Annotated in this window: 24 protein-coding genes; 17 read left to right on the forward strand and 7 right to left on the reverse strand. The window is 67.7% G+C overall.

Translation table 11 applies throughout. From position 1 onward, the window contains the following. Positions 1–13: 13 nt before the first annotated feature. Positions 14–694 (reverse strand): uracil phosphoribosyltransferase, encoded by a 681-nt coding sequence (gene upp, locus NDI79_RS18490; protein ID WP_310930148.1) that lies wholly within the window; start codon positions 692–694, stop codon positions 14–16. Between the two features lie 115 nt (positions 695–809). Next, a complete protein-coding gene (locus tag NDI79_RS18495) occupies positions 810–998 on the reverse strand; it encodes a DUF8107 family protein (protein WP_310930149.1) in 189 nt (62 codons plus the stop codon). A gap of 199 nt (positions 999–1197) precedes the next feature. Here NDI79_RS18495 and NDI79_RS18500 point away from each other — a divergent pair, with 199 nt between their 5' ends. Genes NDI79_RS18500 through NDI79_RS18510 form a run of 3 tightly spaced genes read left to right on the forward strand, consistent with a single transcriptional unit; the run spans position 1198 to position 2025 of the window. Beyond that, positions 1198–1356 carry a hypothetical protein gene (locus tag NDI79_RS18500; RefSeq protein ID WP_310930151.1) on the forward strand — a complete coding sequence of 53 codons (159 nt, stop codon included), beginning with the start codon at positions 1198–1200 and terminating at the stop codon, positions 1354–1356. A gap of 3 nt (positions 1357–1359) precedes the next feature. Continuing rightward, positions 1360–1551 (forward strand): hypothetical protein, encoded by a 192-nt coding sequence (locus tag NDI79_RS18505; protein ID WP_310930152.1) that lies wholly within the window; start codon positions 1360–1362, stop codon positions 1549–1551. A 57-nt stretch (positions 1552–1608) separates the two neighbouring features. Continuing rightward, a complete protein-coding gene (locus NDI79_RS18510; protein ID WP_310930154.1) occupies positions 1609–2025 on the forward strand; it encodes an SRPBCC family protein in 417 nt (138 codons plus the stop codon). Positions 2026–2028: 3 nt separating this feature from the next. Here NDI79_RS18510 and NDI79_RS18515 read toward each other — a convergent pair whose 3' ends face one another. Then, positions 2029–3312, reverse strand: coding sequence for a GTP-binding protein (locus NDI79_RS18515; RefSeq protein WP_310930155.1), 1284 nt, complete (start codon positions 3310–3312; stop codon positions 2029–2031). Between the two features lie 97 nt (positions 3313–3409). Between NDI79_RS18515 and NDI79_RS18520 the strand changes: the two genes are divergently transcribed. From NDI79_RS18520 to NDI79_RS18540, 5 genes are all read left to right on the forward strand, one after another. Beyond that, positions 3410–3610: a hypothetical protein gene (locus NDI79_RS18520; RefSeq protein ID WP_310930157.1), complete on the forward strand. Its 201-nt coding sequence runs from the start codon at positions 3410–3412 to the stop codon at positions 3608–3610. 125 nt (positions 3611–3735) lie between these two features. Further along, the gene (locus tag NDI79_RS18525) at positions 3736–4371 is read left to right on the forward strand and encodes a hypothetical protein (RefSeq protein WP_310930158.1); all 636 of its coding nucleotides are present in this window, start codon (positions 3736–3738) and stop codon (positions 4369–4371) included. 124 nt (positions 4372–4495) lie between these two features. Next, on the forward strand, positions 4496–4792 hold the full coding sequence (locus NDI79_RS18530) for a DUF7990 family protein (RefSeq protein WP_310930159.1): 297 nt from the start codon (positions 4496–4498) through the stop codon (positions 4790–4792). A gap of 2 nt (positions 4793–4794) precedes the next feature. Further along, on the forward strand, positions 4795–5763 hold the full coding sequence (locus NDI79_RS18535; RefSeq protein WP_310930160.1) for an ArsA family ATPase: 969 nt from the start codon (positions 4795–4797) through the stop codon (positions 5761–5763). 222 nt (positions 5764–5985) lie between these two features. Next, complete coding sequence (locus NDI79_RS18540; RefSeq protein ID WP_310930161.1) at positions 5986–7818, forward strand: carbon starvation CstA family protein; 1833 nt, start codon at positions 5986–5988, stop codon at positions 7816–7818. Between the two features lie 69 nt (positions 7819–7887). Here NDI79_RS18540 and NDI79_RS18545 read toward each other — a convergent pair whose 3' ends face one another. Further along, positions 7888–8544, reverse strand: coding sequence for a DUF8052 family protein (locus tag NDI79_RS18545; RefSeq protein ID WP_310930162.1), 657 nt, complete (start codon positions 8542–8544; stop codon positions 7888–7890). Further along, on the reverse strand, positions 8541–8927 hold the full coding sequence (locus NDI79_RS18550; protein ID WP_310930163.1) for a cupin domain-containing protein: 387 nt from the start codon (positions 8925–8927) through the stop codon (positions 8541–8543). Before NDI79_RS18550 ends, NDI79_RS18545 begins: the two co-directional genes overlap by 4 nt. Before the next feature lie 95 nt (positions 8928–9022). On the opposite strand from NDI79_RS18550, the gene NDI79_RS18555 reads away from it, so the two are divergent. The 6 genes from NDI79_RS18555 (at position 9023) to NDI79_RS18580 (ending at position 12863) form a co-directional block, all read left to right on the forward strand. Then, a complete protein-coding gene (locus NDI79_RS18555) occupies positions 9023–9277 on the forward strand; it encodes a DUF8007 family protein (RefSeq protein ID WP_310930164.1) in 255 nt (84 codons plus the stop codon). Positions 9278–9388: 111 nt separating this feature from the next. Next, positions 9389–10075: a DUF5828 family protein gene (locus tag NDI79_RS18560; protein WP_310930165.1), complete on the forward strand. Its 687-nt coding sequence runs from the start codon at positions 9389–9391 to the stop codon at positions 10073–10075. Positions 10076–10149: 74 nt separating this feature from the next. Beyond that, entirely contained in the window at positions 10150–10389 is a 240-nt protein-coding gene (locus NDI79_RS18565; RefSeq protein WP_310930167.1) for a DUF8001 family protein, read from the forward strand. 128 nt (positions 10390–10517) lie between these two features. Further along, positions 10518–10940, forward strand: coding sequence for a helix-turn-helix domain-containing protein (locus NDI79_RS18570; RefSeq protein ID WP_310930169.1), 423 nt, complete (start codon positions 10518–10520; stop codon positions 10938–10940). A 68-nt stretch (positions 10941–11008) separates the two neighbouring features. Further along, positions 11009–12274: a threonine synthase gene (gene thrC, locus NDI79_RS18575; protein WP_310930170.1), complete on the forward strand. Its 1266-nt coding sequence runs from the start codon at positions 11009–11011 to the stop codon at positions 12272–12274. 91 nt (positions 12275–12365) lie between these two features. Next, positions 12366–12863 carry a tol-pal system YbgF family protein gene (locus tag NDI79_RS18580; protein ID WP_310930171.1) on the forward strand — a complete coding sequence of 166 codons (498 nt, stop codon included), beginning with the start codon at positions 12366–12368 and terminating at the stop codon, positions 12861–12863. A gap of 84 nt (positions 12864–12947) precedes the next feature. Here the strand turns inward: NDI79_RS18580 and serA are convergent, their stop codons facing one another. Next, positions 12948–14540: a phosphoglycerate dehydrogenase gene (serA, locus tag NDI79_RS18585; RefSeq protein WP_310930172.1), complete on the reverse strand. Its 1593-nt coding sequence runs from the start codon at positions 14538–14540 to the stop codon at positions 12948–12950. Positions 14541–14716: 176 nt separating this feature from the next. On the opposite strand from serA, the gene NDI79_RS18590 reads away from it, so the two are divergent. Beyond that, positions 14717–15385 carry a DUF7504 family protein gene (locus NDI79_RS18590; protein ID WP_310930174.1) on the forward strand — a complete coding sequence of 223 codons (669 nt, stop codon included), beginning with the start codon at positions 14717–14719 and terminating at the stop codon, positions 15383–15385. Positions 15386–15392: 7 nt separating this feature from the next. On the opposite strand, the gene NDI79_RS18595 is transcribed toward NDI79_RS18590, so the two are convergent. Beyond that, the gene (locus tag NDI79_RS18595) at positions 15393–15842 is read right to left on the reverse strand and encodes a DUF7522 family protein (RefSeq protein ID WP_310930175.1); all 450 of its coding nucleotides are present in this window, start codon (positions 15840–15842) and stop codon (positions 15393–15395) included. A 65-nt stretch (positions 15843–15907) separates the two neighbouring features. Between NDI79_RS18595 and serB the strand changes: the two genes are divergently transcribed. Then, on the forward strand, positions 15908–16597 hold the full coding sequence (serB, locus tag NDI79_RS18600) for a phosphoserine phosphatase SerB (RefSeq protein ID WP_310930176.1): 690 nt from the start codon (positions 15908–15910) through the stop codon (positions 16595–16597). Between the two features lie 160 nt (positions 16598–16757). After that, positions 16758–17042: a hypothetical protein gene (locus NDI79_RS18605; protein WP_310930177.1), complete on the forward strand. Its 285-nt coding sequence runs from the start codon at positions 16758–16760 to the stop codon at positions 17040–17042. Position 17043: the final 1 nt, after the last annotated feature.

Here is a 17043-nt window from a genome sequence, read left to right on the forward strand (position 1 = left end):
GAGAGAAAGGGAGTTACTTCGTGCGGAACGCCCGGTCGCCGGCGTCGCCGAGGCCGGGGACGATGTAGCCGTCGTCGTCGAGGTGGTCGTCGATGGAGACGGTCAGGAGGTCCGCCTCGGGGAACTGGTCGCCGACGCGCAGGAGGCCGTCCGGCGCGGACACCGCCGAGAGCACGAACAGGTCGGCGGGGTCGGCCTCGGTGCTCTCCAGGACGTGGTCGAGGACGGCGCACATCGTGCTGCCCGTCGCCAGCATCGGGTCGGCCACGATGACGGTGTCCTTCTCGGTTATCTCGGGCAGTTTCACGTAGTCGACGGTGATGGGGAACTCCCCCTCCTCGTCCATCCCGGCGTCCTCGTCGCGGCCGGCGCTGATGACGCCCTGCTTGGCCCGCGGGAACGCCTTCAGCAGCCCCTCCACGAACGGCGTCGCCGCGCGGAGCACGTTGATGATGACGACGTCGTCGAGCCCTTTCACTCGCTCGCCCGTCGTCTCCGTCAGCGGCGTCTGCACCGTCACGTACTCCGTCTCCATCACGCCGTCTATGACTTCGTAGCCGCAGATGCGCCCGAGTTTCACGAGGCCCTTGCGGAACGCCACCTGCTCCGTCTCCACGTCGCGGAGTCGCAGCAGCGTGTCCTTCGCCAGCGCGTGCGTGATGAGGTACGCGTCGTCTCGGTCTTCGATGGGCATGTTGTTCGAAACGCGGACCGCCCAGCGACATAAATTCCGATGAATCCCCCGCAGACGCGCTCGTGCGGGTGGTTCACGCGAGACAGTGCGCGTGACGATTCGTGTCCTCGCCGCGTCACCGCGTCACGAGGTACGTCACGGCCATCACGACGAGCGCCAACGACGCGACGTTCACGAACGTCAACTCGAGCAGCCCGAGGAAGTCCAGTCCCCACACGACCACCGCCGCGAACACCGACGAGAGGACGAGGTTCATGACGAACAGCACGCGCGGGTCGCCGCGCGAGGTGGCGTCCGTTTCCATACCGAACAGTTCCCCTTCGCACACTTATAGTGCCGTCCGACACCTCACGCGAAGTATCTGATTGATCGTCCACCGAGCCGCGACGAATATCCCGAATTTGACGATTGGCTCAAAATTGATGCGCATGTAGGAACCAAATGGAGATATAACAACCCATTCTTCCAAAGGTCTTTTGTACGATGCCCGCATGTACCCGAGTATGACCGACCGCAGTGGACGCACGCCCGTCGCATCGCACACCGAGTACGCGCGCAGTCGAGTACGGTGCTTCGACTGCGGCGAGTACGTCTCGACGCGGAAGGCGCGCGGCGGGAAGATCCGCTGTGCGAACTGCTTGAAGGCCGAGGCGACCGCGTAATCGATGAACTCGGAGAAACGGACGCCGGTACCCGATGACGCCGACGACGCGCCCGACGTCGAGTTGGAGTGGTTGTACGACGACCGCGCGGACCCCTCCGAACTGACTATCTTCTCGCCCGGCGAGCGAACGCTGGCGACGGAGTGGATCACCGTCGACCGCTCTGTCGCCCGGTCGCTCGACAGCGTTCGCTAGCGGGCCGCCGTCGGCCCGAGTCGGCAGTTATACGCGGCCGTTCCCACCAGCTAGCGTATGCGTCAGGTCACGGTCTCCCGATTCGTCCCGCGGTCGAAGCCGACGGTGCTGCGGCGACTCGCGCCGGAGGCGATGGTGCGGTACGAGGGGAGTTTCGACGTGCGAGGGGTCCGCGAGGAGGGCGCGGAGACGGTGGTGACCGTCGGCGCGCGGGGCGTCGAGTTCGCCCTCCGCTTCGCGTCCGCGGAGGACGGCCTCCGCTACGAACAGGACGGCGAGGCCGGCCCGTTCGAGGCGATGGAGACGACGGTGACGGTGGACCCGGCCGACGGCGGCGTCTCCGTCACCGCCCGTTCGTCGGTCGCGCTCGGCCTCCCCTTTTCCTCGCTGACCGACCGCCTCGCGGCGTGGAAGCGCCGCGGCGAACTCGAACGCGCCCTCGACGCTCTCGCCGCGGACGCGACGGGGGAGTGAGGGCTACTCCTCCGGCGTCGGTTCCGAAAGCGTCGCCCGCCCGCCCGGTTCCTCGGGGAAGGGGTTCTCGAACGTCTCCCACGACTCGCCCATCTCCTCGTCGGTGAGCAGGCAGTCGTTCAGCGCGGCGACCAGCGCCTCCTCGTCCATCCCGCGGCCGATGAACACCAGTCCGGTGCGCCGGTCGCCCCACTCTTCGTCCCACTCGAACCCGAGGTCCGAGCGGTTGCGTCGATACGCGTCCTGCTCGAACTCGGGGAGGCTCGCCACCCACCGGCCCGTGACCTCGGCGTAGGCGGAGGGACCGGCCCGACTGTAGGTGAGGTGGGCGTCCTCCCGCCCGGCGACCCACATCGACCCCTTCGCGCGGAGGACGCTGCCGGGGAGGTCCGCGAGGAGGGCGGCGACGCGCGCGGGGTGGAACGGCCGGCGGCGGCGGTAGACGAACGAGTCGACGCCGTACGCCTCCTCGGGGTGGGCGTGCTCGTGCTCGTGGTCGGAGTGGCCGTCGTGGTCGTGTCCGACGCCGCCGTCTCGGTCACCGCTCTCGTCCGCGTCTAGCGCCCGCCGCCACCCCGCGCGTTCGGCCGCCGTCCCCGGGTCGAACAGGTCGGTGTCCAACAGGCGGTCTACCGGCACCGCGGCGTACTCGGCGGCGACGATGTCGGCGTCCGGGCGCAGGGCGCGAACGACCGACTCGACCCGTTCGCGTTCGGCGTCGCTCACCAGGTCACATTTGTTCAGGACGACGAGGTCCGCGAACTCGACCTGTTCGACCAGGAGGTCCGAGAGCGGTCTGCGCTCGCCGTCGCCGTCCTCGGCGACGGCCCGAGTCGGCTCCCCGTCGGAGCCGAACGTGTCCGCGAACTGCCGGGCGTCGACGACGGCGACGACGGCGTCCACGTCGTAGCGGGCGGCCGCGGGCGACCCGCCCGTGAACAGGCGCGCGACGGGCGCGGGTTCGCTGATTCCCGAGGGCTCGACGACGAGGTGGTCGAACGAGCGCTCGCGGGCGAGGCGGACGACGGCGGTTTCGAGGTCGTCGCGGAGTTCACAGCAGATACAGCCGTTCGACAACTCCGCGACCGTGCCGTCGGCGACGGAGAGGTCCGACTCCTCGCTGACGAGTTCGGCGTCGACGTTCAACTCGCCCATGTCGTTGACGAGGACGGCGACGCTCCGGTCGCCCGCGTTCCGCAGGAGGTGGTTCAGAAGCGTCGTCTTGCCGGCGCCGAGGCTCCCGGTGAGGATGGTGACCGGTGTCGCGTCCGACCCGCCTAAACTCATACCGGTGAGTGGTTCGGCTCGCTATTTCAACCTGCGGTCGAGTCAGTGAGGCGGTCGGTCCCCGAAAGACAATGAATGCACGGCGACATGTTCGAGTGTGACGAGTCCCTCCAAACGAATCGCCGTCGGACTGTACGCCCTGTGGCTCCTCGCCGTCGTGTTGCTGCTCGCCGGGCGGTACACCGGACTTCCGGTGCTGCCGGGCGTCCACCTCGGCGTCGTCGTCGGCGCGAGCGTCTTTTTCCTCGTCGGCGCCGGCGAACTGCTCCGTGACGGCTACCGGCGAGTCGCGGACTGACCGCCCGACGGGAAGTTCCGCCTATCGTGTCGGCGGAACGATTATTCTCCCAGCGGGCGAACTATACCCCGAATCTCCGCCGGGAGCGACCGCGATGGTCGCTCCCCCGAGATCTCGTGATCGCAATGACTCAGTACGAACGACAAGGGATAGAACGGTCGACCGCGGCGTCGTGGACGCGGCTCAGCGTACTCAGCGGTATCGTCGGCGGCGCGCTCATGGTATTGACGAGCCTCGCGCTGTTCAGCGTCCTCAACGAACTCGAATTCGCGTTCGTCGACCCGCTCGGAGCGGTCGCGATGGTCCTGCTCGCGCTCGCGCTTCCGGCGCTCTACGCCCACGAACGCGGCTGGTTCGGCCGACTCGCGACGGTCACCTTCTGGCTCCTGAGCCTCGGGTGGGTCGTCGCGACGGTCGGACTGGTCGTCACGACGCTCACGATGCCCCCCGTCTCCGAGACGGCGTTCCTCGCGTTCCTGCTCGGCCTGCTGGTCGCGATGCTCGGCGCGCTGGCGTTCGGCGTCGCGATACTGCGCGCGGACACGACGGCGATACCCCGCACGGTCGGCTGGCTTCTCGTCGCCGCGCTCCCGGTGGGCGTCCCCCTCGCGCTCGGATTCACGACGTACGTGATGGGCGAGGCCGCGGATCCGTGGGGCGGTCCCATGCTGTTCTACGGCCTCGCGTGGGTCGTCCTCGGACGGTACCTCTGGACGCACGAGTCCGAGACGGCCGGCACCGCCGCGGCCGACGCTCGGTAGCGTAGTCGACGCTCGGCGGTCCGGTTCGGGGCGCCGAGCGGTCACCGACTCGGACCCGGACCCGGACACGGACCGAGGGCCGTGAACGACATCCTTTTGCACGCGAGAGGAGGTACGTGAACGCATGACGCTCGCGGACCGCATCGGCGACTATCGCGCGGCCCTCGAAGAGTGGCTTCGCGGCTTCTACCACGGACTCATCTCGCACCCGGCGTACGAGAAGATAGAGCAGGAGGCCGAAGACCAGGAGGACGCGTTCATGCTGGCGTGCTTCCCCGAGGCGTTCGGCATCCCGAGTCCCGTCTCCTACTACACCGCCGAACTCCTGCCGTACCTCGAAGACGAGTTCGAGGCGTGGGAGCGGCGGATGTGGGACCGCGGGTCGCTGCTCGAACGGAAGGGCCACCAGTACCACTTCTGACGATGCGCAAGTTCGTCTTCTTCGGCGGCAAGGGCGGCGTCGGCAAGACCACCCTCTCCTCGGCCTACGCGCTGAAGTGCGCCCGCGCCGGCCTCGAAACGCTCGTCGTCTCCACCGACCCGGCGCACAGCACCTCCGACGTGTTCGACCAAGAGTTCGGAAACGACCCCCGAGAAGTGGAGGGCGTGGAGAACCTCTCTGCGATGGAGGTGGACCCCGACAGCGAGGTGGAACGGCATCTGATGGAGACCAAGCGGGCGCTGAACAACCAGGTGAGTCCGGCGATGGTCAACGAAATCGATAGGCAAATCGAGATGGCCCACCAGACGCCCGGCGCGTACGAGTCGGCGCTGATGGACCGCTTCATCGAGGTGATGAAATCCTCCGAGGCGTTCGACCGCGTCGTCTTCGACACCTCGCCGACCGGCGGGACGCTCAGACTGCTCTCCCTGCCCGACCTCTTGGAGGGGTGGATAGACCGACTCGCCCACAAGCGCGAGAAGTCCATCGACCTCTACGAGAAGGCGGCCATCGGCAACAACGAACCCCGGCGCGTGATGGACGGCGACCCCATCCTCGCCCGCCTGCGGGGCAGGAAGGAGCGCTTCGAGTTCGCCGGCGAGACGCTCAGGGGGTCCTCGACGTTCTTCCTCGTCGTCAACCCCGACGAACTCTCCCTGCGGGAGACCCGCCGGGCGGCCGACGACCTCGAATCCTACGGGCTGACCGTCGGCGGCCTCGCGGTCAACCGCCTCACGCCGGAACCCGAACCGCACGAGGAGGGCCGCGGCGCGCGCTTCCTCCGAAACAGGGTCGAAACCGAACGCGCCCGCCTCCGCGAACTCCGCGAGTCGTTCGACTACCCGGTCGTCGCCGAGATAGCCACCCGCGTCTCCGAGGTGAAAGGCGACTTCCTCGAAGAGGTGGCCGCGGAGTTGGACATCGACGCGACCGCCGAACGACCCGCGTAGCGGGCGCCCCGAAGAGACGCGACGCCGAGGGGGCCCTCCGAACGACCGTCGGGGCGGTAGAATTGCGCACGGGACACTGGTTCGCGACGCGACCCGGAGTCGGAACCGCGGTATCCGTTCATCGCGGATTTTGGGGTTACGACAAGCTTATTCGGGAATTCAGAGGATAATAATCGTTATCGTTAAATCGCTGTTTTTCATGTGGAGCTAACGAGGCATACCATGGTACAAGTTATCTGGCTGGTGGCGGCGGTACTCGCACTCTTCACGGCGGGCTATCTCGGCTACTCGAGATACCTCGCCCGGTTCGTCGAACTCGACGATAGCCGTGCGACGCCGGCTCACAAGTACGAGGACGGGCAGGAGTACGTCCCGGCGAAGAAGCCGGTCTTACTCGGGCATCACTATTCGAGCATCGCGGGCGGGGCGCCCATCGTCGGCCCCATCACGGCCGGCGTCGTCTGGGGGTGGGTCCCCGCCTTGGTGTGGATCGCCATCGGCAACCCGCTGATGGGCAGCGTCCACGACTTCGTCTCGCTGTCGGCCAGCCTCCGACACGAGGGGAAGTCCATCGGCTACATCATCGGCGAGTACGTCGGCGAACGGGGCAAGAACATGCTGTTGTGGTTCGCCTTCCTCACGATCGTCCTCGTCGTGGCGGTGTTCGCCCTCGTGGTCGCCATCGTGTTCAACGCCTACCCCGAAGCGGCGACGGCCAGTCTGATATACATCGGACTCGCCGTCGTCTTCGGCGTCTACCTCTACCAACTGAACCTCCCGTTCATCCCGGGCACCGTCGCCTTCGTCGTCGCGATGTTCGTCGGCGTCTATCTGGGCACGCTGTACCCGCTGGCGCTCTTCGAACCGGCCTCGCGGGCGCCCGCCGACACCATCGTGCTGTTCGCGAGCGGCGGGTCGTGGATTCCGGGGGCGTCCTCGCTCGGCACCAACACCGCGGCCTGGGTGCCCGTCATCCTCCTGTACGGGGCGCTCGCGAGCGCCCTTCCGGTCTGGGTGCTCCTGCAACCGCGCGACTACCTCTCGTCGTTCCTGCTGTACACGGGCGTCGGCGGGGCGCTCCTCGCCGTCATCGTCGGCACCGTCGGCGCGACGTTCGGCATCGCGGCCGTGACGCCGAGCCAACCGCTGACGACCAACCTCGAACCGTACTACGGATTCATCGGTCGCTCCGGCGCGCCGCTGTTCCCTCTCCTGTTTATCACCATCGCCTGCGGGACCATCAGCGGGTTCCACTCGCTGGTCTCCTCGGGAACCACCTCGAAACAGCTGAATCAGGAGTCGGACGCGCGCGTCATCGGTTACGGCGGGATGCTCGGCGAGGGTCTCCTCGCCACCGTGGCGCTCATCACCGTCGCCATCGTCGCCCCCGAAGTCGGCGGCGGCATCGGTCTCGCCCTGCCGACGTTCGCGACGGGCGGCGGCATCATCCTGACGAGTTTCGGCATCCCCGCTTCGTTCGGCGGGCCGTTCATGGCGCTCGTGCTCGTCAGTTTCCTCCTCACCTCGACGGACACGGCCGTCCGCCTGGGCCGGTACATGATGGAGGAGATAATCGGGACGCCCGAGTCCTCGTTCCAGTCGTTCGCGTCGGACCGCTACGGTAACGCGGTCGTACAGGCGCTCCCGGCGTACATCCTCATCACCAGCGGCTCGTGGCTGACGCTGTGGCAACTGTTCGGCGGCGCGAACCAACTGCTCGCCGCCTTGGCGCTGCTCACCGCGACGGTCTGGCTGGCCAACTGGAGCGAGTCCAAACAGCTCATCAGCACCGGCGCGCCGATGGCGGTGATGACGTTCATCACGGTCATCGGTCTCCTGTGGCTGGCGCTGCACGACAACGTCTACGCGAAGTTCCTCAACGACGCGTGGATGGCCGAGGCGACCGCCTTCGCCATGCTGTCGGCGGTGGTCCAAATCGCCATCGCGTTCGTGCTCATCTACCTCGCGCTCTCCTTGGTGGTAATGGGCTACCGAAATATCAACCGCGTCCGCGAACTCCCCGAGGAGGGCGGCTACTCGCCGGGCGACGACTGAACCGCGCGCGAACCGCCGCCCTCGGCCTCTCCGCTTCTCTCTTTTCCTCTCCTCCGTTCTCTCACCCGTTCAGCGGCGCAGACGGTCCAGCAGGCGGCCGACGACGCCCCGTCCCGACCCGGCGGTCGGGTCCACGTCGTCCCAGAGGGTGAACGCCCGCGCCGCGTCGGCGCCTTCGCTGGCGACGGCGTCTTCCGCTTCGGGGGCGACGACGGCGAGGTTCACCTCGTAGTGGCCGTAGTAGCCGAACTTCAGGAGCGTCCGGTCGGAGAACTCGGCGACGAACGCCCGGACGTCCTCGGGCACCGCGTCGGCGACGAGGACGAACGTGAAGTCGGTGCCGAAGTGCTCCTCGTCGGCCTCGACCCACTCCTCGGCCAGTTCGTGCCCGAGGTCGACCAGCCGTTCCAACTCCGCCCGCGTCGCGGTGGGGACGCGACGGGCGAACAGGAACTCGCGCGTCTCGTGGTTCGCGTAGTTCAGCGCGGGGTGGAAGAAGCGCTTCTCGGACTCGATGCGCATCTCCCCGAAGAGGTCGAACCGTTCGCCGCGGACGCTACGGTCTTTCTCCAAGTCGTAGTTGAACATCAAGCGGTCCGACACCCTGTCGAGGTACTCGTCCTCCCAGTCGGGCACCGCCGAGAGGTCGACGCCCGCCTCCTCGGCGGCGGCCTTCGGGTCGAACGAGTCGTCCCCCCCGTCCCCGTCGTCGGCCGCCTCGCTCATTCCTCCTCGTCCTCCGGGTCGTACGGCACGGCGTCCCCAGAGACGGGCGGCGCGCCGAGGGCGAGGACGCTCACCGCGGCGTCGGCGTCCGCGGGGTTGTACGCTCGCTGCGGGCTCCTCGGGTCGACGGCGAACAGGCAGTTCTCGCCCACCTCGTACGTCTTTTCGGGCGTCTCGACCGACAGCGTCCCCGAGAGGACGTAGAACGCCTCCTCCTGCTCCTCGTGGTAGTGGTATGCCAGCGGAATCTCCTGACCCGGCTCCGCCCGGAAGCGGTTGAGCGCGACGTTGTCCAACCCGGCGGGCTCCGACAGGCGGCGCATCTCGCAGTCCCTGTCGTCGCTCGGCGCTACGTCCTCGCAGTCCACGACGCGGTATCCCATACGCGTTCACACTCCGCACGTTCTGAAAAGCGGCTCGGGTCCGCCGCGGTCACAACGCTTTAATCGTGATGGTCCTTGGTGCGAGGTGAACGACGATGTCGGAGAAACGAACCGAATCCTGCGGCCGGTGCGCGATGTCCACCGTCGTCGACGCCGTCGGGGAGAGCGGCGGGGCGGGGGACGGCGGCGGTGACGCCGACGGCGACGGGGCGCGCGCCTCGGCGTTCGGCGGCGACCGCATCGAACTCTCCGACCGGGAACTACGGGCCACCTCGCCCGCGGCGTGGCTCTCGAACCTCGTCTCCCGCCTCGACGCCGCCGCCTCGCGGTTCGTCTACGGCCCGCGCTAGCGCGGCGCTCCGGCCGTCGTCGGCCGAGACGCCACTGCGTGTGACTGTCTGACCGGATGCAAGCCGCAAGTAGAGTTTTATACGGCTCCGAACTTATCACCCCTCAACCAGATGGAAGAGAGCGTTTCCGGCTTCAAAATTCGGGGGTCGTGGGGCGACGTCGTCGAACACGGCGAGCGCATCACCCGCGCCCTCCGGGACGCCGGCGTCGAGAGCGACGCGTTCGAGCAGTGGGACGAGTGGCGTCCCAAGGCGCACGAGCGACTGAACGAGGACGTAAACGAGAAGACGGCGGCGCAGGCCAGCGTCGGCGAGGGTGAAGGGGAGAAGGCGGGCAAAGAGCCCAACGAGGACCTCCAGACCGCGGGCGAGAAGCTCTCGGAGTCCTACCAGAAGGTGGACGAGGGAGACAACGACGGCGCCGTCGAGCGCTGGAGCGAGTCAATCGGCTACGTCGCCCGCGCCGCCGACTCCGCCGGCCGGCGGGCGCTCCGGAAGGTCGAAGACACCGTCTACCGGAAGGTGATGACCCAACTCGCGCCGTACTACTTCGACAACGAACTCATCAGCGCCAACATCCAGAAATCTCACCGCGGCGAGGAGGAGGTGACGTTCATCTTCGAGGTGAACATCAACGACGACGACCTGAAATCCGCCGTCAGCACTCGTCTCGGCGAGTACGACGACACCGTCGACCGCTGGCACGTCGACGTCGAGAAGGAGACGACGAACGCGGAGGCGGCCGAGGGCGTCGAACCGCCGGAATCGAAGCCGGAGTCGAACCCCGGCACGAACTGATCGGCGACGCGACCCGCCGACGCCGGGTTCCGCCGACGGTACCCTCATTAGCGAGAGGTCCGTCGGTACGGGCGATGCCCGAACCGCTCCGCGCGAAGTCCGGCGAGTTGACGGTCGAAGAGATCATCGACGCGGTCCGGGAGGGCCGCCGCGTCGTCGTCGAGGCGGAGATGCTCGGCGGCGTCCACGAGGTGTCGCTCCGCCACGACGGCACGACCTACTACTGCGACACGCCGACGACGCTGCACAAACACGCCGACGAGGAGGGGATGCGCGACTGCATCGTGAAGATGGGCTACGCGCGGAGCGACTGAGGCGGAGCGAGGCGAGGCGAAGTGAGCGGAGTCGGCGGGAACGACGGGGCCGACGGAGCGGCGCCCGCGACGGCTACCGGTTGCAGGTTGCAGGTCGTTTTAATCGGCCGGGCGGCCAATGGGCGGACATGAGCGACGCGCCAAACATGGGGGACCTCATCGAGACGGACGACCCGAGTTTCCAGCACGTGCTCGCGTGCGTCTTCGGCATCCAGGGCCACGAGAGTCGGACCTACCTCACCCTCCTCGACAACCCCGGCAGCACCGTCGCCGAACTCGCGGACATCTTGGAGCGCGACCGGAGCAACGTCAACCGCTCGTTGACGACGCTGATGGAGAAGGGTCTCGCGGACCGCGAGCGACGGCTGCTCGACCCCGGCGGCTACGTCTACCAGTACACCGGGACGCCGCTGCCGGAAGCCAAGGAGATGCTCCACGCCGCCCTCGACGAGTGGGTCGAACAGGTCCACGCGAGCATCGAGGGGTACGGGCGCGAGGACGAGAGCGGGGAGGGGAGCGAGGGTGAAGGGAAGGGAGAACCGGGGGCCTGACTCCGTCCGTCCGGCAGCACGCGCCCGAACCGTCCCCCTTTTGCCCGCCGAACGTGTCGCATCGGACAATGAGCCTCGACCTCACCGCGCCCGCGCCCGACGCCCCGGACGTCGCCGAGGACGGCGTGTGGCTGGAGTGCATCGAGACGGGCGAGACGTACGCCCCCTTCGATGAGATACGCTACACCAGCGACGGCGGTCACCTGCTCGAAGTCAAGTACGCCGACCCGCCCGCCCTCGAGGACTTCGAGGGGCAGGGCCGCGGCGTCTGGCGCTACCGCGACGCGCTCCCGTTCGAGGAGGGCGTCAGCCTCCCCGAGGGCGACACGCCCCTCCACGAGGCGCCCCGTCTGCGCGAGGATATCGGCGTGAACACCCTCCGCATCAAGCACGAGGGGATGAACCCGACGGGCAGTTTCAAGGACCGCGGGATGACCGTCGGCGTCCGCGTGGCGAAGGAACTCGGCGTCGACCGCCTCGCCTGCGCCTCCACGGGCAACACCTCCGCCGCCCTCGCCGCCTACGGCGCCCGCGGCGGGATGCAGACGCTCGTTCTCCTCCCCTCCGGCAAAGTCGCCGCCGGCAAGATAGCCCAGGCCGCCCTTCACGACGCCCGCATCCTCGAAGTCGACGGCAACTTCGATTCGTGTCTGGACATCGTGCAGGACCTGGCCGAACGCGGCGAGGTGTACCTGCTGAACTCGCTGAACCCCTTCCGACTGGAGGGGCAGAAGACCATCGGGCTGGAGATTTTAGAGGAGTTCCGCGACGACTACGGCCGCTTCCCGGACCGCATCGTCCTCCCCGTCGGCAACGCGGGCAACACCGCGGCGCTGTACAAGGCGTTCCGCGAACTCGTCCAGTCGGGCTCGCTGGACCCCGAGGAGGTGCCGAAACTCACCGGCGTGCAGGCGGAGGGCGCCGCCCCGATGGTCGAGGCCGTCGAGAACGGGTGGGAGGACACCGAGCGCTGGGACGAGGTGGAGACGCGCGCGACGGCCATCCGCATCGGCAACCCGGTCAACGCGCCGAAGGCCCTGCCCGGAATCCGCCAGACGAACGGGACGGCCGTCGCCGTCTCCGACGCGGAGATAACCTCGGCGCAGCGAGACCTGGCCCGCGAGGGCATCGGCGTCGAACCGGCCTCCGCGGCCTCCGTCGCCGGCCTGCGAAAACTCCGCTCGGACGGCGTCGTCGACGCCGACGAGGACGTGGTCTGTCTCACCACCGGCCACCTGCTCAAAGACCCCGACGCGGCGTTCGAGGCGGGCAACGAACCCGAACCCGTGGCGAACTCCACGGAATCGGTGCTCGACCACATCGGCGCCGAGTAACGTATCCTACAAGAGCACTTTCTTCTATCCTGTCCATCGAATGACGGCGGTCTGACGTACTTTCATACCGGCGTGGTACCTCCTCACGTACATGCCCTCGCCAACCATGCCGACCGGAACGGTGAGCGGTGGGTCGAACGGGTCGCGGACGTTCCCGATTCGGGACGACCACCGGTTCGACCGTCCCCGCGAGACCGCCCCGGACGCGAGCGAATCGAACGCCCGGACCGACGGACGCGGCGGCGCGCCGCGGACGCCCGAAGCGGAGGTCGAACGCCTCCGCGCGGAGAACGAGGAGTTGCGACGGGCGCTTCGCGAGACCCGCGAACGACGGCAGGACGTCATCGACCGGTACGAGCGACTGCTCGACGGCGACGCCGGGAGCGACGCCGAGGAGGGGACGAAAGCGGGGGCGACGGCGGAGACGGAGGTGGACGTGAACGCGGACGCGAAAGCCCCGGCGTCGCCGCCGCGCGCCTCGCCCGCGCCGACGAAACCGCTCACGCGGCGACTCTCCGACGCACTCGACGCGCAGTGGACGCGCCTCCGGCGGCGCTACAACGCGTGGCAGCGACAGACCGGGCTCTGAGGGGTCGCCGGTCGACTCGGAAAATAGAGCTCGAAATCGAGACGAACACCGAAAGACGAACGGGCGACCCCGCGTCGTCCCGGACTACTCGCCGGTACCGTTCAGCGTGAGGTATCTGACCTCGGTGATGCGTTCGTCCGCGAGCAGTTTCTCTTGGACCTCCTCGGAGACGGGGTCGTCGAGGTTGTAGACGGTTATCGCCTCGCCGCCCTCCTCGTGCCTGCGGGCGTTGAACATCCCGGCGATGTTGATATCGTTGTCGCCGAGGACGCCGCCGATGAACCCGATGACGCCCGGTTTGTCGTAGTTGCGCGCGACGAGCATCTGCCCGTGCGGGATGGCGTCGACGCGGTAGCCGTCGATGCGGACGATGCGCGGGTCGTCGCCGGCGAACAGCGTTCCGCACACCGAGAGCGACTGCTCGTCGTTGCCGACGGTGACGGTGACGAGACTCTGGAAGTCCTCCGCCTGGAGCGTCTTCGACTCGGTCACGTCGATGCCGCGTTCCTCGGCGATGCTCGGGGCGTTGACGGCGTTGACCTGCCACTCCAGCGGTTCGAAGACGCCCTTCAGCGCCGAGGCGGTGACGAGTTCGACGTCCTCCTCGGCGATGTCGCCCTCGTAGGAGACTTCGACGCTGGAGATGCGGCCGTCGAGGAGTTGGGCGGCCACCTTGCCCGCCGTCTCCGCGAGGTCGATGTACGGCCGGATGCGCGGGAAGGCGGCCTCGTCGACCGACGGCGCGTTCAGCGCGTTCATCACGGGTTCGCCCGCGAACGCCGCGTCTATCTGGTCGGCGATGGAGGTGGCGACGTTCTCCTGTGCGGCCTCCGTCGAGGCGCCGAGGTGCGGGGTCACGACGACGTCCTCCACCGAGAGAAGCGGGTTGTCGGCCGAGACGGGTTCGTCCGCGAACACGTCGATGGCCGCGCCGTCGAGCGTTCCTTTCTCGACGGCGGCCGCGAGGGCGCCCTCGTCGACGACGCCGCCGCGGGCGCAGTTGACGACGTAGCCGCCGCCCATTATCTCCAACTCGTTCGTGGAGATGAGGTCCTCCGTCTCGGGGGTCAGCGGCGTGTGGACCGTCAGGAAGTCCGCCTGCCTGAGACACTCCTCGAACTCCACGAGTTCGGCGCCGAGTCGGTCGGCGCGTTCCTCGCTGATGTAGGGGTCGTACGCGACGAGGTTCATCCCGATACCGTCGAGTCGCTTGGCCACCTCCTGCCCGACGCGGCCGAGGCCGACGATACCGAGCGTCTTCGTGTTCAGTTCGGTGCCGAGGTAGTCGCCCTTGGCCCACTCGCCGCCCTTGAGGCGGGCGTGCGCTTGCGGGATGGAGCGCGCGGCGGCGAACGCCATCGCGACGGTGTGCTCGGCGGCGGCGCGGACGTTCCCCTCGGGGGCGTTGGCGACGATGACGCCGTGGTCCGTCGCGGCGTCGATGTCGATGTTGTCGACGCCGATGCCGGCGCGGCCGACGATGACGAGGTTCGGCGCCGCCTCGAACAGCGATTCGTCCACTTCGGTTCCGGAGCGGACCACGAGGGCGTTCGCGTCCGCGACGGCGTCCAACAGCGCCTCCCCTGTCACATCGTAGGCGGTCTCGACTTCGTGACCCGACTCACGAAGGCGTTCCAGACCCGCATCGTCGATGGGGTCCGTGACGAGTACCTTCATACCCCTACCGACCGCTGGTTCCCGGTTAAGAGTTTCTTCGACGGCGGTATTGGTTATGTTAGGTGCTCTCGTGGCTCACGACGGCGTTTTCGCTTTGGCGTCGGCGCTCCGGTTCGTATCCGACTCGCTAGAACTATCATTCCCGACGTCATACCTCCGGTGATGGGCTCTCATCGGTGGTCGAACTGACCGACGGCGCGTCCGTCTCGGACCTCGTCTCGATTCCCGCCGGGAGGAGCCTCCTCGTCACCGGTCCGGTCATGACCGGCAAGCGCCGGATTATGAACTCGCTCCTCGCGGCCGGCGACCCGGCGGCGCGGGGAACGGCCATCGTCACGACTCGGAAGCCGGGAGACACCATCGAACGGGAGTTCCGGTCGCTCGCCGACGTCCCCGACGGGCAGTTCTCGGTCGTCGACTGCGTGAGTCGCTCCGGCGGGTTCGGCCTCGCCGAGGCCGCGCCGGGCCGGCGGTACATCTCCGACCCCGGCGACCTGACCGGCATCGGCATCGCGATGACGGAGTTCATGCGGCGGTTCCACGAGGAGGGCCGCGACGCCCGCATCGGACTCCACACGCTCTCGACGATGCTGATGTACGTCGACCTCAAGCGGGTGTTCCAGTTCCTCCACGTCGTCACGGGCCGCATCGCCACCTCGGGGTTCTCCGGCGTGTTCGTCCTCGACGACAACGTCGTCTCCGAACGCGAGGAGATGATCATGCTCCAACCGTTCGACGCCGTCATGGAGGTCCGCGAGGACGAGCGGACCGAACTGCGCGTCCGCGGCGCCGACTTCGGACCGCGGGCGTGGACGCCGGTCAGGTTCGACGCGCTGGTTCAGTAGGTCAAGGTCAGTAGAGGTGCGTCATCGCGGCGTCGATGAGCGGCGAGGCGCGGCGCTCGAACGTGGCGATGACGCCCGACCACTCCGTCAGCGGGTAGACGGCGACGATGGCGTTGTCGTACCACCGGAGCGTCGCGTCGAGGTGGCCGTAGTCTTCGAGCGTGCTGTCGGACGGCGACTCGGCCAGTCCGATCATCGCGAACGTCTTCAGTCGCTCGTCTATCTCCTCGTCGGTCAGTTCCGCCCGAATCTCCTCGCGCAGGTAGAGAATCTCGACGCCCTCGTGGTCGTAGAATCCGATTCCGCGGACCGACTCGTCGTTCTCCTCTCTGAGTTCCTCGACGAACGCCTCCAGCGCCTTCCCCGGCCGGCCGCCCTCCTCTTCGATGTCCGCGCGAAGTTCCTGTTCGACGTCCGCCAAGTCGTCCTCGCCGTCCGCCGCGGGGAAATCCGTCATCGTGCTGTACTGTCTCGTCGCTGGTAGATATAGCTAGTCGTCCCCGACGAACTCCGTGAGGGCGGATGAGTTGGTTTCAAACCGACCGCCGACGAGTGACGAGTATGCGACTCGTGGCCTTCGACTTCGACGGAACGCTCTCGGACTCGGAGATGACGGTGCTGCTCGGCCGCCGGATGGGGGTGGCCGACGAGATGGCCGACATCACCGAACGGGCGATGAACGACGAGATATCCTACGCCGATAGCCTTCGGAGGCGGGCGAAACTCCTCGACGGACTCGAGGCCGAGGACGCCGAGGAGGCGTACGACGAGGTGACGCTCCGCCCCGGCGCGGCGGAACTCATCGGCCGCCTGCGCGACGCCGGTCACCACGTCGCCATCCTCACCGGCGGCTTCGAACGCGGCGTCGAACGCGCCTTGGAGAAGGAGGGCGTCGAGGTGGACTCGATCGTCGCCAACCGCCTGCCCGTTCGGGGCGGCCGTCTCACCGGCGAGGTGGAGGGGTCGCTCATCGAGGGGACGAAGGACGAAGCCCTCGAATCGCTCGCCGACGAACTCGGCGTGAAACTCTCCCGGACCGTCGCCGTCGGCGACGGCGCGAACGACCTCCCCATGCTCGAAGTCGCCGGCCTCGCCGTCGGGTTCGTCCCGAAACCCGCCGTCCGGCCCTCCTGCGACGCCGTCGTCGCCTCGATGTACCGCCTCGGCAAGGTGTTCGAGGGGTACAGCATCGTCCGGAAGCCGGACCAGTAAGCCGACGACTCCGCGCCGCCGCTCTCGCCACCCTGTTTTCGTTCCGATACGTCTCAGCCGAATATCCGATTCCCACGAGTTCGGGCCCCACGAGGCTCCCAGATTTGATATCCGGACGCGCACGCTTATATCAGATTTCGTGTTACTCCGTCCCAGATATATGCCGGCAGAACTTACCGCATTAGATCCGAAAGAACTGGTACTGATACTCATCGCACTGGTGGGGGTCGTCCCCGTGTTGCTCCTTCGCTCCTCGCAGTCGAAGTGGTTCATGGGCGGCTACCTCCTGCTGTGCGCGGGCGCGTTGGCGACCAACCTCGAAGCGTTGGCGCTGAGCGACCTGTTCAACGTCGTCGAGCACGGTGCGGGCATCGCCGCGTCCGGCATCGTGTTCCTCATCGCGGCCCGCAAGCGGAGTCGAGTCGTCGCCGAGGCGACCGAGTGAG

Source organism: Halogeometricum sp. S3BR5-2 (assembly GCF_031624635.1).
GTDB lineage: Archaea > Halobacteriota > Halobacteria > Halobacteriales > Haloferacaceae > Halogeometricum > Halogeometricum luteum.